Annotated in this window: 11 protein-coding genes and 1 pseudogene; 10 read left to right on the forward strand and 2 right to left on the reverse strand. The window is 26.8% G+C overall.

What is annotated here, in order from left to right; translation table 11 throughout:
- Positions 1–24: 24 nt before the first annotated feature.
- Together mprF and fabV are read left to right on the forward strand one after the other, a co-directional pair.
- Positions 25–2,571: a bifunctional lysylphosphatidylglycerol flippase/synthetase MprF gene (gene mprF / locus GBZ86_RS00820; RefSeq protein WP_152886827.1), complete on the forward strand. Its 2,547-nt coding sequence runs from the start codon at positions 25–27 to the stop codon at positions 2,569–2,571.
- A gap of 123 nt (positions 2,572–2,694) precedes the next feature.
- Complete coding sequence (gene fabV / locus GBZ86_RS00825; protein WP_152886829.1) at positions 2,695–3,867, forward strand: enoyl-ACP reductase FabV; 1,173 nt, start codon at positions 2,695–2,697, stop codon at positions 3,865–3,867.
- Between the two features lie 54 nt (positions 3,868–3,921).
- Here fabV and ytaF read toward each other — a convergent pair.
- Positions 3,922–4,530, reverse strand: a pseudogene (gene ytaF / locus GBZ86_RS00830) (sporulation membrane protein YtaF); the annotation flags it as partial.
- Between the two features lie 89 nt (positions 4,531–4,619).
- Entirely contained in the window at positions 4,620–5,867 is a 1,248-nt protein-coding gene (gene uvsE, locus GBZ86_RS00835; RefSeq protein WP_152886833.1) for a UV DNA damage repair endonuclease UvsE, read from the reverse strand.
- A 316-nt stretch (positions 5,868–6,183) separates the two neighbouring features.
- On the opposite strand from uvsE, the gene ilvN reads away from it, so the two are divergent.
- The 8 genes from ilvN to GBZ86_RS00875 all read left to right on the forward strand — a co-directional run bounded on the left by ilvN (position 6,184) and on the right by GBZ86_RS00875 (position 16,169).
- The gene (gene ilvN / locus GBZ86_RS00840) at positions 6,184–6,705 is read left to right on the forward strand and encodes an acetolactate synthase small subunit (protein WP_152886835.1); all 522 of its coding nucleotides are present in this window, start codon (positions 6,184–6,186) and stop codon (positions 6,703–6,705) included.
- A gap of 39 nt (positions 6,706–6,744) precedes the next feature.
- On the forward strand, positions 6,745–8,346 hold the full coding sequence (gene cimA / locus GBZ86_RS00845; protein ID WP_152886837.1) for a citramalate synthase: 1,602 nt from the start codon (positions 6,745–6,747) through the stop codon (positions 8,344–8,346).
- Between the two features lie 15 nt (positions 8,347–8,361).
- A complete protein-coding gene (gene leuC, locus GBZ86_RS00850) occupies positions 8,362–9,630 on the forward strand; it encodes a 3-isopropylmalate dehydratase large subunit (RefSeq protein ID WP_327443461.1) in 1,269 nt (422 codons plus the stop codon).
- A gap of 13 nt (positions 9,631–9,643) precedes the next feature.
- Complete coding sequence (gene leuD / locus GBZ86_RS00855) at positions 9,644–10,135, forward strand: 3-isopropylmalate dehydratase small subunit (RefSeq protein ID WP_152886840.1); 492 nt, start codon at positions 9,644–9,646, stop codon at positions 10,133–10,135.
- A gap of 30 nt (positions 10,136–10,165) precedes the next feature.
- Entirely contained in the window at positions 10,166–11,251 is a 1,086-nt protein-coding gene (gene leuB / locus GBZ86_RS00860) for a 3-isopropylmalate dehydrogenase (protein WP_152886842.1), read from the forward strand.
- 1 nt (position 11,252) lies between these two features.
- On the forward strand, positions 11,253–12,908 hold the full coding sequence (ilvD, locus tag GBZ86_RS00865) for a dihydroxy-acid dehydratase (protein WP_152886844.1): 1,656 nt from the start codon (positions 11,253–11,255) through the stop codon (positions 12,906–12,908).
- A gap of 74 nt (positions 12,909–12,982) precedes the next feature.
- The gene (gene ilvB / locus GBZ86_RS00870; RefSeq protein ID WP_152886846.1) at positions 12,983–14,662 is read left to right on the forward strand and encodes a biosynthetic-type acetolactate synthase large subunit; all 1,680 of its coding nucleotides are present in this window, start codon (positions 12,983–12,985) and stop codon (positions 14,660–14,662) included.
- Positions 14,655–16,169, forward strand: a complete 1,515-nt coding sequence (locus GBZ86_RS00875) for a 2-isopropylmalate synthase (protein ID WP_152886848.1) — start codon at positions 14,655–14,657, stop codon at positions 16,167–16,169. The genes ilvB and GBZ86_RS00875 overlap by 8 nt, the downstream gene beginning before the upstream one ends.
- Positions 16,170–16,186: the final 17 nt, after the last annotated feature.

The raw sequence follows: 16,186 nt of genomic DNA on the forward strand, positions 1-16,186 counted from the left end.
ATTTAACTTTGGAGGGAGAAATGTTTGAAAAAGGAGAATAAATTTTTTAATGCTGAAAAAAATGGAGTACTAAGAACTATTGGTACATTAATGTTATTTTTATTAATGATATATATATTAGAAGAGCAAATAGATAATATAAATATACTTGAATTAATGAGAGTATTTAGAGAAGAGTCAAATTCTGTTATATTAATAATGTCCATAGCTGGTCTTTTTGCTGTATCAATTACTACTCTTTATGATTTTACTCTTTGTAAAGATTTAAATATTACAGGAATAGGTAAAAGTCAAATTTTTAAAATATCATGGATTGCAAATACAATAAATAATTTTATTGGATTTGGTGGAGTTTCTGGAAGTGCATTAAGAACAGCTTTTTATAAAAGTAATGGAGTAAAATTAGAAAAGGCTGTTAGTATGAGTATAATAATTTGGATGTCTGCATTATCAGGATTATCAGCATTAGTGTGGTTAAATATTAAATTTTTACTTTCAATATCTAATACTTTTTGTTTAATTTTTTCAATTTTATTAGCTTTATATATTCCAATTTATTTGTTTTCTAACAAATTCATAAATAAAATACCTTTTTTAGGAAATAAATTAATGGATAATTTAGCTTTAAAATTACCTATAAGAATAAAAATACATATGATTTTAGTAGCAATGGTAGATTGGTTGATTGCAGGTATATTTTTTGCAATGCTTGTTATGTATTTTGTAGAAGGTGTAAGTATTAGTCAATGTTTAGCTATATTTACATTGGCTACAGCCATAGGAACTTGTTCTTTTATTCCAGGAGGATTAGGTGTATTTGAATTAGTATGTTTATATGCATTTAATTTAATAACTGGGGATATTACTATGGTATTATTAGCAATTTTGATATATAGAATTTTTTATTTTGTAGTGCCTTGTGTATTATCTTTATTTATATTAATTGAAGAGTTTATAAGTAAAAAATTTAAAAGTAAATTAAATGTAGAGCAATTAACTTTAACAAATGATTTAGGAGTAAAAGCTTTAGCTGCTGTTGTGCTTTTAAGTGGTATTTTATTAATATTATCAGCTTGTCTGCCTGTTATAGTTTATAAGCATAAAATTTTAAGTGATTTTTTACATATGCCTATGCTACAATTTTCTCAATTATCCATTATGGGTATTGGTGTAATTTTAATTATGCTTTCAAGAGGTATTTTAAAAAAAATAAAGTTATCATATTATATAACTTTAGTATTTCTTATTTTAGGTGCTTTATTAAGCTTAATAAAAGGTGTAAATATTCAATCAGCATTATGGTTAATTATAGTGGCTATATTGCTTTACTTATCTAAAGATAGATTTTATAGAGAAAGTTCACCTTTAAAAATAAAAAATATTTTTGTGTTAATAATAGCAATAATAAGTACAACGTTTATATATGGCATAATTTATAACAGTTTAATAAATAATTATTTTTTAAGAACACATATAAAACAATTACATTCAATAATGTATACTCCTAAAAGTGTGTTTTATTTTTTGATAATAATGAGTTTAAGTGGTTTAATTTTAAGAATGTTAATTGTTAAGAGACCTATTTTTAAAAGTCCAACGGAAGATGATATATCTAAGTTAGAGAATTTTTTAATAAAATATGATGGCAATAGTAAATCACATTTGTTATTTTTAAAAGATAAAATTTTATTTTATAGCCAAAATGATGAAGTTTTAATTCCATTTAAAGTAGCTAGAGATAAGGCTATAATTTTAGGAGATCCTATAGGGAATGAAAAATTAATAGGAAAAGCAATAAGTGATTTTAGAAAATATTTAGATAAATACAATATGATTCCTATTTTCTATGAAGTAGAAGAGGAATTTTTACCTCTTTATCATGAAAATGGATATACATTTTTAAAATTAGGTGAAGAAGCAGTTATAAATTTGGAAACTTTTAATCTTAATGGAAAAGCAAAGCAAGATTTAAGAACTATAAATAATAAGATGAAAAAAGGTGCATTAAATTTTGAAATTTTAAATCCACCTTTTCATGATGATTTATTAAATAGACTTGAAGAAATATCAAAACAATGGCTTGGAGATAGGAAGGAAAAAGGATTTTCTATTGGATGGTTTGATAAACAATATTTAAATAGAGCACCTATAGCAATTATAAAAAAAGAAGAAGAAATTGTAGGATTTGCTACTTTAGCTCCTATGTATGATAATGAAGGACTAACTATAGATTTAATGAGAATAATTCCTAAACCTCCTAATGGAGCTATGGATGGATTATTTTTAGGAATAATAACATGGGCAAAGGAAAATGGTTATAAAAAATTTAGTTTAGGAGTAGCTCCACTTTCTAATGTGGGAGTAAATGAATTTTCTAGAACCTCTGAAAAAATAGCTAAAAATATTTATAAATATGGTGGAAGATTCTATAAATTTAGTGGTCTTAGAAAATATAAAGAAAAGTTTTCACCAAATTGGAGTAGTAGATATTTAGCTTATCCTAAAAAAATAGATTTACCTATAACCATTGTGGATGTAGTTAGAATGGTATCTAACTCTCATAATGATTAAGCAAAGATTTAATATAAGCAATCTAAAACTAATGACAAATAAAATATAATATGTTATATTTTAAAAAGGATAATTTGATTATCAAAATAAATTCTTTTGAATGGAAATAAAGGAGAGAATATTATGATAATAAAGCCTAAATTTAGAGGATTTATATGTACAACATCACATCCAGAAGGTTGTAAAAAAAATGTTGAAAATCAAATAAATTATGTTGAAAGTAATGAAAAAATAAAAGGAATAAAAAATGTGTTAGTTTTAGGAGCATCTACTGGGTATGGATTAGCTTCATCTATAGTTTCAGCTGTAGCATGTGACGCTAATGTTTTAGCAGTTAGCTTTGAAAGAGAGGGAACAGAAAAAAGAACTGCTTCATCAGGATGGTATAATATAGAAGCTTTGAAAAGTTTATTAGCAGAAAAAAAATCACAGGTGCTTTCAATTAATGGTGATGCATTTTCATTAGAAATAAAAGAAGAAGCAATTGAAAAAATTAAAGAATATATGGGAAAAGTTGATTTAGTTATATATTCTTTGGCAGCACCAAAAAGAACAAATCCATTAACGAAAGAAACTTTAAGTTCTTGTTTAAAAACTATAGGCGAACCTTTTAGTAATAAAACTGTTAATTTTCATACTGGAGAGATAAGCAACATAACTATACCAGCGGCAACTGAAGAAGAAATCAAAGGAACTGTAGGAGTTATGGGGGGAGAAGATTGGATGCTTTGGATAAAAGCATTAAAAGAAGCAAAAGTGTTATCAGAAGGAGTCAAAACTATTGCATATTCTTATATTGGACCAGAAGTTACTTATCCCATTTATAGAGAGGGAACCATAGGTAAAGCTAAAGAGCATTTAGAAAAGACAGCAAAAGAAATAACAGAGTATTTAAAAAATATAAAAGGACAGGGAATAATATCTGTAAATAAAGCATTAGTAACTCAAGCTAGTTCAGCTATTCCAATAGTACCATTATATGTTGCTATTCTTTATAAGCTTATGATAGAAAGAGGAACTCATGAAGGCTGTATTGAACAGATATATAGATTGTTTAATGGAGTTTATGGTAATAAAAATTTAGTTAAAGATAGTGAAGAGAGATTAAAATTAGATGATTATGAAATGGATGAAGAACTGCAAAATGAAATAGTTCATATTTGGGAAAAAATAAATACAGATAATATAAATGATTTATCCTATATTAATCTTATAAGAGAAGAATTCTTTAAACTATTTGGATTTGGCGTAGATGAAGTTGATTATAATAAAGATATTAATCCAAGAATAGTATAATTAAATGCTAAAAAAGCTATGAATTTAAGTTCATAGCTTTTTTAAAAATAATATTTAAAAAACACTTATTAGAGCAAGAAAAATTATAATTAAAGCAGAGATTAAAGAACCTTTATTACCAATTAATTTTGAAGATAGTTTTTTAGAAAAATAAAATCCAATAGGTAAAATTATTATAGAAAAAAAGAATGTTATTAATGTGGTGAATAATATGTCTAATCCAACAATGCTAGCACCAATTCCAAGACCAAAATTATTTAAAGATAAGGCAATTGAAAGTAAAAAAGATTCTTTCAATTCGATATTTCCAGATTTATCTATATCGGCTATTTCAGGTTTTTCTAATATACATATTGGAGATGTATTAGAACAGTTTTGTGGTAAATTAATATGTTTTTCTTTAAAATAATCTATTAAAAAATATATTCCTATCAAAAATAAAATTAAAGAACCTAAAAAATTAGCATATTTAATTGAAATAAAAGATATTAAAAGTAAGCCTATTTTCATAGATATAAAAGTTCCAAGTGCAGAGATTGTAGCTATTACTAAATTACTTGAAAAATTTATTTTTATATTTTTAACTCCATATGCAAGTGCTACTATAAATATATCTATACTTGCTGAAAAAACGAATAAAAAAATAGAAAATATATTCATTTTTTCATCCTCCTTAAATTTATGCTAATGTCAATATATTTCAAAATACGTGAAAATGTTACAAATTGAAGAGGAGATTTTTCGTATTGAATTTACATTTGTGAAAAATAATAAGAAGATATTAATTCTATTAAATTATATTTTACAGATAATTTTTTTAAATATATTTTTGCTTTATTAAAGTGTGAAAAGTCTTCAGTATTAAGTAATTTTTTAAAATGTAAAATTTCTCTTTTACTCATATTAGGGTATATAGTTTTATAAGCTTTATTTAAAGCAAATAAATAATTTTCTAGAGATATTAATTTATTTTCAAAAGAATCTATAAAGTTATATAAATCTATAATTGACAAAAATTCAGATGAATTTTTAAAGAAAAAATTATAATCATGCTCTGTTATTAATAGCTTATATTTATCAAATTCTTCTTTTAGAATATTGTTTTTTTCAATTTTATATATTTTTTCTTTTATAGTGTTTATACACTTTATAGAGGATACTTCCTTATCTTTAACTTCTAACATTATATCAACATTAAAATTTTGTATTTCTTTTAAGTAATTTAAGAATTTATTTATATTTATAGTTATAGAATGAGAACCTATTTTTTTTATAGGATTTTGTTGACTATAATGTATTTTCATAATTCCATCTTCTTTTTTCCAAGTCTTTTTCACTTGGGAAAAAATTTTTTTTATATTATAATTTTTGTTTATATGACATTCATTATGAAGATTATCAAACACTACAGGAATGTTGATAATTGAAGATATATGTAAAACATCATCTATTGAAAAATTTCTTTCATCATTTTCTATAATTAATCTTTTTTGGGCATTAGTTGATAATTTTTTAAAATTATTAATAAATCTTTCCATTGATAGTTTCTTATTATTATAAACCCCTCCTATATGAATTATAATTTTATGAGAGAAATCTAAATTTAAGCTATCTAAAAATGTACAATGATATTCTATATCCTTTAGCGATTTATTTACAACTTCATCAATGGGTGAATTTAAAACTGTGTATTGTCCTGGATGCATAGAAACACGCATATTATTTATTTTAATAAAGTTTCCTATATTTAATAAATCTTCTTTAAAATAGTTGTACCAATCAAATTTATTAATTGGGTGTGAGCCTAAAGGAATAATATCTGAACTTATTCTAAATAAATAAATTTCTTTTTCTTTATTAAATTCTAAAATAGCTTTTAAATCTTTTAAATTAAGTTTAATTAAATCCTTTAGTATATTCTCATTATAATTGTTTAATGTTAATTTTCTTGTAGTTCTTAAAGTGGTTGTAATAGGAGTACAAGCATATCCAATCTTCATTTTTATCTCCTTATAGATATAAAATAATTTTATGATTATTAGTATATTTAAAAATAAACTATAATATGTAAAGTATTGATTTCAAAATTTTTTGTTTAATGATAAAAAATGAAAATATAACATTAAAATGTAATTAACATAAAGTTAATAAAAGTACAGTAAAAATTAAAAATTAAAAAAATTTTATAAATATTATTAATTGATTTTTATTAATTAAGAAATAAAAATTATAAAGTCATATTTACATTTTAAGTAAAATATGGTTAAATTATATAAATATTTCTTTAAGCATTTATATAATGAATGGAGGATAATTATGGATAAGCATTTTTTATCAGTATTAGTAAAAAACTCATCAGGAGTTTTAAGTAGGATATCTGGATTATTTTCTAGAAGAGGATTTAATATTGATAGTATTACAGCAGGAAGAACCCAAAATCAGTCAATATCTAGAATGACAATAGCACTTATGGGAAATGATGAAGTTTTAGAACAATTTATTAAACAATTAAATAAATTAGAGGATGTTATTAAAATAATAAAAACTAAAGCTAATGAATCTGTTTATAGAGAATTAGTTCTTGTTAAGGTTAATGCAAATTCTGAACAAAGAGCTTCAATAAATGAAATTGTAAATATATTTAGATGTAAAGTAGTGGATATTTCAAAAGAAACTATGACCATTGAATTAACGGGAGATGAAAGTAAGGTAAATGCTCTTATAAGTTTAGTTAATGAATTTGGAATAAAAGAAATAGCTAGAACTGGAATAATTGCATTAGAAAGAGGAGATATAGATATTAATAGTTATGATGAGTTTTTTGGAGTAGAATATTAAAAATTTAAGTTTATTAATTTGTAAGGAAGGAGCAGAATTATGAATAATGAACAAAAAATATATATTTTTGATTCTACTTTAAGAGATGGAGCACAAGCACAAGGAATAAGTTTTTCAGTTCATGATAAAATAAAAATTTGTAAAATTTTAGATTCATTAAATATTGATTATATAGAAGCTGGAAATCCTTCATCAAATCCTAAAGATGTTGAATTTTTTAATATGGCTAAAGAATTAAATTTGAAAAATTCTAAATTAGTGGCTTTCGGTAGTACAAGGAAGGTAGCTACAAAAGTAGAAGAGGATATTAATTTAAAAAATTTGATAAAAGCTAATACTCAAATTGTCACCTTATTTGGTAAGAGTAGTAGATTTCAAGTAGAGCAAATTTTAAAAACTACATTAGAAGAAAATTTAAATATGATAAAAGAGAGCATAGAATACCTAATTAGTAAAGGGTTAGAAGTTATTTTTGATGGAGAACATTTTTTTAATGGGTATATAGAAGATAAGGACTATGCATTGAAGAGTATATTAATAGCTCAAAATGCAGGTGCTAAAGCTATAGTTCTCTGCGATACTAATGGAGGAATGTTACCTAACGAAATCTTTGAAATTGTAAAAGATGTAAAAAAATATATTAATATTCAGTTAGGAATCCATTGTCATAATGATATGGGAGTAGCTGTTGCTAATAGTATAAGTGCTATAAATGCTGGTGTAAATCATATTCAAGGAACTTTTTTAGGGGTAGGAGAAAGATGTGGTAATGCTAATTTAAGTACCATTCTTCCAATTCTTAAATTTAAATTAGGGCTAAATATTTTAGATGATAATATAATGAAAAATTTAACAGTTGTTTCTAGACATATAAGTGAAATATCTAATTTGAAATTAAGAGATGATTTTCCTTATGTTGGCAGCTCTGCTTTTGCACATAAAGGAGGAATGCATATAGATGCAGTATTAAAAAATTCAAATGCTTATGAACATATTTCACCTAATTTAGTTGGAAATTCAAGAAGATTTTTAATTTCAGAAGTAAGTGGCAAATCTAATATAGTAAAAGAAGTTCAAAAAATATTTCCTAAACTATCTAAGGATTCAAATGAAGTTAAGATAATAACTAAAAGGTTAAAAGAGTTAGAACATGAAGGATACCAGTTTGAAGGAGCAGAAGGTTCTATTGAATTAGTTATCAGAAAAGTAATAGGTAAATATAAAGCATTTTTTACATTGAATAGTTTTAAAGTAATAGGAGAACAACCATCACATACAGGTAATTTTAGTTCAACAGCAATAATAAATATTGAAGTAGATGGAAAAAGTGAAGTTACAGCAGCGGAGGGTGATGGACCTATACATGCTTTGGATAAATCCCTAAGAAAGGCTTTAGAGGTATTTTATCCTAAACTTAAACAAGTTAGATTAATTGATTATAAAGTAAGGGTATTAGATACAAATAGTGGAACAGACTCTAAAGTAAGAGTATTAATAGAATCTACGGATGGTATAGAAACTTGGAGCACTATAGGTGTTTCACAAGATGTTATTGGGGCAAGTTGGATAGCTTTAGTAGATTCAATAGAATATAAATTAATAAAAGATATAGAAAAAAATATAAAAATGTTTTTTTTATAAATATAAAAGGGGGTTATTAAAATGGGAATGACCATGACACAAAAAATATTGGCACAGCATGCATCTTTAAAAACTGTTAAAGAAGGACAGTTAATAGAGGTAAATTTAGATTTAGTATTAGGGAATGATATAACCACACCTGTTGCTATAAAGGAGTTTAATAAATTAGGAGATATAGGTGTTTTTAATAAAAATAAAATAGCTATAGTTCCAGATCATTTTACACCTAATAAAGATATAAAATCTGCTGAACAATGTAAAGAAATAAGAGAGTTTGTTAAAAGAAAAGAAATAAAAAACTTTTTTGATATAGGAGAAATGGGAATAGAACATGTTATCATACCGGAAAAAGGATTAGTTGTTTCAGGAGATGTAGTTATTGGTGCAGATTCACATACTTGTACTTATGGTGCTTTAGGAGCATTTTCTACTGGAATAGGTTCTACAGATATGGCAGCTGGTATGGCAACTGGAAAGTGTTGGTTTAAAGTTCCAGGTGCAATAAGATTTATATTAAAAAATGCACCTAAAAAGTGGGTTAGTGGAAAAGATATAATTCTTCATATTATAGGTATGATAGGTGTGGATGGAGCTTTATACAAATCAATAGAATTTATAGGAGAAGGTATAAAATATTTATCTATGGATTCAAGATTTACTATAACTAATATGGCAATTGAAGCAGGGGCTAAAAATGGTATTTTTCCAGTAGATGAAAAAACTATTGAATATATGAAAGAACATTCAGAGCGGGAATATAAAATTTATGAAGCTGATGAAGATGCTATTTATGAAAGTACCTATGAAATTGATTTAAGTGAGATAAGACCAACAATAGCTTTCCCTAATTTGCCAGAAAATACAAAAACTATAGATGAAGTTGATGAAATACCTCTTGATCAGGTTGTAATAGGTTCATGTACAAATGGAAGAATTGAAGATTTAAGGGTAGCGGCATCTATATTAAGAGGAAAAAAGGTTAAAAAGGGAGTTAGAACTATAATAATTCCAGGAAGTCAAAAAGTATATTTGCAAGCTATGGAAGAAGGGTTAATAAAAGTTTTCATAAAAGCTGGAGCTATAGTTTCTACACCAACATGTGGACCTTGTTTAGGTGGACATATGGGTATATTAGCTAAAAAAGAAAGAGCGTTATCTACTACAAATAGAAATTTTGTTGGGAGAATGGGACATGTGCAATCGGAGGTTTATTTAGCTAGTCCAGCAATTGCAGCAGCATCTGCAATAAAAGGAGTTATATGTGCTCCAGAGAATGTGTTATAGGAGGAATTTTTGTATGAAGGTATGTGGAAAAGTTTTTAAATATGGAGATAATGTGGATACTGATGTAATTATTCCAGCTAGATATTTAAATACATCAGATGAAAAAGAATTAGCAATGCATTGTATGGAGGATATAGATCTTAACTTTTCTAAAAATGTACAAGAGGGAGATATTATTGTAGCAAAAAAAAATTTTGGATGTGGTTCTTCAAGGGAACATGCACCTATTGCTATAAAAGCAAGTGGTATAAGCTGTGTTATAAGTAGTTCATTTGCAAGAATATTTTATAGAAATGCTATAAATATAGGATTACCAATAATAGAGTGTGATGAAGCTGTACAAGAAATAGATGAAGGTGATGAAGTTTTAGTAGATTTTTTAACAGGAATAATAAAAAACATTACTAAAAATAAAGAGTTTAAAGGAGACGCTTTTCCGAGTTTTATGCAAGAAATTATAAATTCAGGTGGATTGATTAAAAAAATAAAACAAGAGTTTAAATAATTTAATGTTTTATATAAAGGGGAGATTTTTTTGAATTTTAAAATAGGTGTTATTAAAGGTGATGGAATAGGACCAGAAGTAGTAGATTCTGCATTAAAGATATTAGATAAGATTGGTGAAAAATATGGACATTTATTTAGATATGATTATGCATTAGCTGGAGGGTGTGCCATAGATAAGTTTGGAGTAGCATTACCAAATGAAACTTTATCTTTATGTAAAAATTCAGATAGTGTCCTTTTGGGAGCAGTAGGTGGACCAAAATGGGATAATACATCTGCTAATGTAAGACCAGAGCAAGCTTTGTTAGGGTTGAGAAGTGGATTAAATCTCTATTGTAATTTAAGACCAGCAGTAGTTTATAAACCGCTTATAAAATCATCACCATTAAAAGAAAATATTATAGAAAATGGAATAGATATTTGTGTAGTTAGAGAGCTAACAGGAGGTATTTACTTTGGAGATAGAAATAGTTTTTGTGAAGGCTTAGAAGAGTATGCTTGGGATACAGAAAAATATTCTACTAGTGAAATAAGAAGAATTGCAATAAAAGCTTTTGAACTTGCAAAAAAAAGAAGAAATAAAGTAACAAGTATTGATAAAGCAAATATTTTAGAGAGTTCAAGGTTGTGGAGAAAAACAGTTGAAGATGTAGCTAAAGATTATAAAGGTGTAGAGTTAAATCATATGTATATTGATAATGCAGCTATGCAACTTATTAGAAATCCTAATGAATTTGATGTTATTTTAACTAGCAATATGTTTGGAGATATATTATCTGATGAAGCATCAATGATTACAGGCTCTATAGGTATGCTACCATCAGCATCTTTAGGAAAAGGAAATTTTGGATTATATGAACCTATACATGGAAGTGCCCCTGATTTAGTTGGAAAAGGAATTTGTAATCCTTTAGCAACAATACTTTCAGTGGCTATGATGTTAAGATATAGTTTTAATTTAATAGAAGAATCTAATACTTTGGAAAAGTCTGTGATTAAAGTTTTAGAAAAAAATTATAGGACTGCTGATATTATGAGTGAAAATATGATTTGGGTTGGCACTGATGAAATAACTAATTTAGTTATAGATGCTTTTATGAAAGATGGTGATTAAGTTGAAAAGTGATGTAATAAAAAAAGGAGTTACAAAAGCACCTCATAGGTCTTTATTAAAGGCTACTGGTTTAAGTGAAGAAGAAATAAATAGACCTTTAATTGGAGTAGTAACATCTCAAAATGATATTATTCCAGGTCATATAAATTTAGATAAAATTGTTGAAGGTGTAAAGAAAGGAATATTAATAGGGGGAGGTACCCCATTAGTTTTCCCAGTTATAGGAGTATGTGACGGTATTGCTATGGGACATGAAGGAATGAGATATTCTTTAGCAAGTAGAGAAATAATTGCTGATTCAGTAGAGTGTATGGCAAAAGCACATGCATTAGATGGATTAGTTTTAATTCCTAATTGTGATAAGATTGTCCCTGGAGTTTTAATGGGAGCATTGAGAGTGAATATACCAACGGTTGTAGTTTCGGGTGGACCTATGTTAGCTGGAGAATTTAAAGGGAAAAAATGTAGTTTATCTACAGTGTTTGAAGGCGTTGGAGCTTTTGAGTCAGGAAAAATTACTATAGATGAATTAATAGAGCTTGAGAATAAAGCTTGTCCAACTTGTGGTTCTTGCTCAGGGATGTTTACGGCTAATTCTATGAATTGTTTATGTGAAAGTTTAGGAATAGCTTTACCGGGAAATGGAACTATTCCAGCGGTTTATTCAGAAAGAATATTATTAGCTAAAAAAGCAGGAATATCAGTAATGAATTTAATAAAAAAAGATATAAAATCTAGAGATATTATAAATGAAGAAAGTATAAAAAATGCATTAGCTGTTGATATGGCTTTAGGTTGTTCAAGCAATAGTGTATTACATTTAACAGCTATTGCCAAAGAAGCAAAATTTAATTTGGATTTAGATATAATAAATGAAATAAGTATGAATACTCCAAATATATGTAAATTAGCACCCGTTGGAATTAATCATATTGAAGATTTATATAAAGCTGGTGGTGTTCAAGGTGTTATGAAAGAGCTTTCTAAAATAAATGTATTAAATTTAGATTGTATAACTTGTACTGGAGAAATACAGAAAGTTAATTTAGAAAATGTAAAAGTTAAAGATAATAATATTATTAAAAGTGTAAGAGAACCATATAGCAATACTGGAGGAATTGCTATATTGAGAGGTAATTTAGCAAAAGATGGAGCAGTAGTTAAAAAATCAGCAGTTCTTAAAGAGATGATGGTATATGAAGGATATGCAAGAGTATTTAATTCTGAAGAAGAATCTATAAAAGCTATTTTAGCAGGAAAAATAAATTCTGGTGATGTAGTGGTTATAAGATATGAAGGTCCAAAAGGTGGTCCAGGTATGCCAGAAATGTTAACTCCAACTTCAGCTATTGCTGGAATGGGATTAGATAGTCAGGTTGCATTAATAACTGATGGAAGATTTTCAGGAGCTACTAGAGGGGCTGCTATTGGTCATATTTCACCAGAGGCGGCGGATGGTGGAGTAATAGCTTTAGTTGAAGAGGGCGATAAAATTTTCATAGACATTCCAAATGGTATATTAGAATTAAAGGTATGTGAGGAAGAGTTAAAGAATAGGAAAATAGCATTAAAACCTTTTGTGCCAAAGGTTAAAGATGGTTATCTTTATAGATATTCTAAATTAGTATCTTCAGCGGCTGAAGGAGCTGTCTTATAAGATGCTTTAAAAAAATAGATGTGAAAGGGTGTGCATTAGCAATAGTGAAATAATAAATAAAGAGGGGTGAGAATATGATCTTAAATGGTTCAGAAATTTTAATTGAATCTTTGTTAGAGCATAATGTAGATACTATATTTGGTTATCCAGGAGGAGCTGTTTTAAATATTTATGATGTTTTATATAAATACAAAGATAAGATTCATCATGTTTTAACAGCCCATGAGCAAGGAGCTGCTCATGCGGCTGATGGATATGCTAGATCTACTGGAAAGGTTGGAGTATGTTTAGCCACATCAGGACCAGGAGCAACAAATTTAGTCACAGGAATAGCTACAGCCTATATGGATTCTATACCTTTAATTGCTATAACAGGTAATGTTCCAAGAGAATTATTAGGAAAAGATAGTTTTCAAGAAGTTGATATTGCTGGAATAACTATGCCAATTACAAAGCATAATTATATTGTTGACAATATAGAAAAATTACAACATACAATTATAGAAGCATTTTATATAGCTCAAAGTGGCAGACCAGGACCTGTGCTCATAGATATACCTAAGGATGTAACAATGTCAAAGTGTGAATATAAGAGGATTTCCCCTAAAATTGTAAAAAGAAAGTTTAAATATATAACAGAAAATTCTTTGGACAAAGTTGCTAAATTAATAAATACCAGTGAAAGACCATTTATTTATGTTGGTGGTGGAGTAATATCAGCGGGAGCATCTAATGAACTTGAAAAATTATCAGAAAAGATAGGTGCTCCTACAGCAGCTTCTTTAATGGGCATTACAGCTTGTTCATGGGAAAATAAATTTTTTACCGGAATGATAGGAATGCATGGAACAAAAGCTTCAAATATTTTAGCAACAAAAAGTGATTTAATAATTTGTATTGGTGCAAGATTTAGTGACAGAGTTATAAGTAATAGGAAACATATTGAAAATGCTAAAATAATTCATTTAGATGTAGATCCAGCAGAAATTAATAAAAATTTAAAATCAGATGAATATATAATTGGTGATATTAAAGTAATTTTAAATAAATTAATGCCTTTGTTAGATGACAAAAAAAATCAGCAATGGATAAGAAAAATATATGAATTAAAGCAAATAAATAATAAAACTAATAAAGAACAATTAGAAATGGAAGGACTATTTAATTACTTAAATAAATTAACGAAGGGTGAATGTATTTTGGTAACGGATGTAGGGCAACATCAAATGTGGACAGCTTTACATTATAAGTTTAAATACCCTAGAAGTTTTATAACTTCAGGTGGACTTGGAACTATGGGATTTGGAGTGGGTGCCGCTATAGGAGCACAGTTAGCTAATAAAAACAAAAGAGTTATTTTAATAACCGGAGATGGAAGTTTTGGTATGAATTGTAATGAAATGGCTACTATAGCAAGTAATAAATTACCTATAAAAATAATAGTTATAAATAACAATGCTTTAGGAATGGTTAGGCAATGGCAAACTCTTTTTTATAATGAACGATATTCACAAACTACTTTAAATAGAAATACAGACTTTGTTAAATTAGCAGAAGCTTTTGGTATAAAAGCTTATAGAATTAATGGAAGAGAAGATTTTGAAGACATACTGAAAGAAGCTTTATATTCTAATGAAAGTACCTTAATAGATTTTTGCATACATGAAAATATTAAAGTATTTCCTATGGTAGCACCAGGAAACTCTTTAGATGATATTATTTTATATGATATTAAGGAGGAGTTGTATGAGTAGAAGAATAAAGATTTTTGATACAACCTTAAGAGATGGAGAACAATCACCTGGAGTAAATTTAAATATTAAAGAAAAATTAATAATAGCTAAAAAATTAGAAGGATTAAAAGTAGATGTCATAGAAGCAGGTTTTCCTATGGCATCAAAAGGTGATTTTGAATCTGTACTTAAAATATCACAAGAAATAAAAGAGTCTACCATAGCAGCTTTGTGTAGAGCAGTAAAAAAAGATATAGATTTAGCCTATGAGTCTATAAAAAATTCAAATAGTGGAAGAATTCATACATTTATAGCCACTTCTCCTATTCATATGAAATATAAATTAAATATGAGTGAAGATCAAGTAATAGAAAATGCAATAGAAGCAGTTAAATATAGTAAGAAATTTTGTAATGATGTTGAATTTTCAGCAGAAGATGCTTATAGAAGTAATATAAAATTTTTAATTAAGATATTTGAAGAGGTTATAAAGGCTGGTGCTACGGTAATAAATATTCCAGATACTGTTGGTTATGCTATACCTAAATTTTATGGGGATTTTATAAAAGAAATAATTAGTAATACAAAAGGTATTGAAAATGTTGATGTTTCAGTGCATTGTCATAATGATTTAGGTATGGCAACAGCAAATTCTATAGAAGGAATTTTATCAGGAGCTTCTCAAATAGAGTGTGCTATTAATGGATTAGGTGAAAGAGCAGGTAATACCGCTTTAGAAGAAGTAGTAATGGCAATAGAAACTAGAAAAAAAGATTTAAATATTTATACAGCTGTAAATACAAAGGGAATATGGGGTATTTCCAAAGCTATTTCTAGTATAACAGGAATACAAGTACAACCTAATAAAGCTATAGTAGGAGAAAATGCTTTTGTTCATGAATCAGGAATTCATCAAGATGGTGTGTTAAAAGAAAAATCCACATATGAAATAGTAACACCTGAATCTATTGGAAAAATAAATAATAATAACTTAGTTTTAGGTAAGCATTCTGGTAGACATGCTTTTGATAATTATTTAAGAAATAATGGCATTACGCTTTCAGCAGAAGAATTAGAAGAAGCTTTTTTAAAATTTAAAAAAATGACAGATAAAAAGAAAAATATTAGTTATAAGGAAATTGAAGCTATAGTTAATAGTAATACAACTGATTTAAAAGAAACTTATAAATTGATTTCTTATCAAGTTTATAGTGGAAATAAAATGATTTGTACAACTACAGTGGAAATAGAAAAAAATAATAAAATATTAATAGAAAGTGCTGTTGGTGATGGTCCAGTTTCTTCAGCTTTTAAAGCTATTGAAAGAACTATAGGTAAAAAGGTTAGATTAAAAGATTATTCTATAAAATCTATTACAGATGGTGATGACTCTTTAGGAGAAGTTATAGTTAAGATAGAAGAAAATAATAAAATTTTTGTTGGAAGTTCATTATCAGGCGATGTTATGGAAGCTAGTATTAATGCATTTATTAATGCAATTAATAAAATGATAGATAGTTTAAATTAAAAAATATATATAATTAA

The sequence above is a fragment of the Clostridium tarantellae genome (assembly GCF_009295725.1).
In the GTDB taxonomy this organism is placed as follows: Bacteria; Bacillota; Clostridia; order Clostridiales; family Clostridiaceae; genus Sarcina; species Sarcina tarantellae.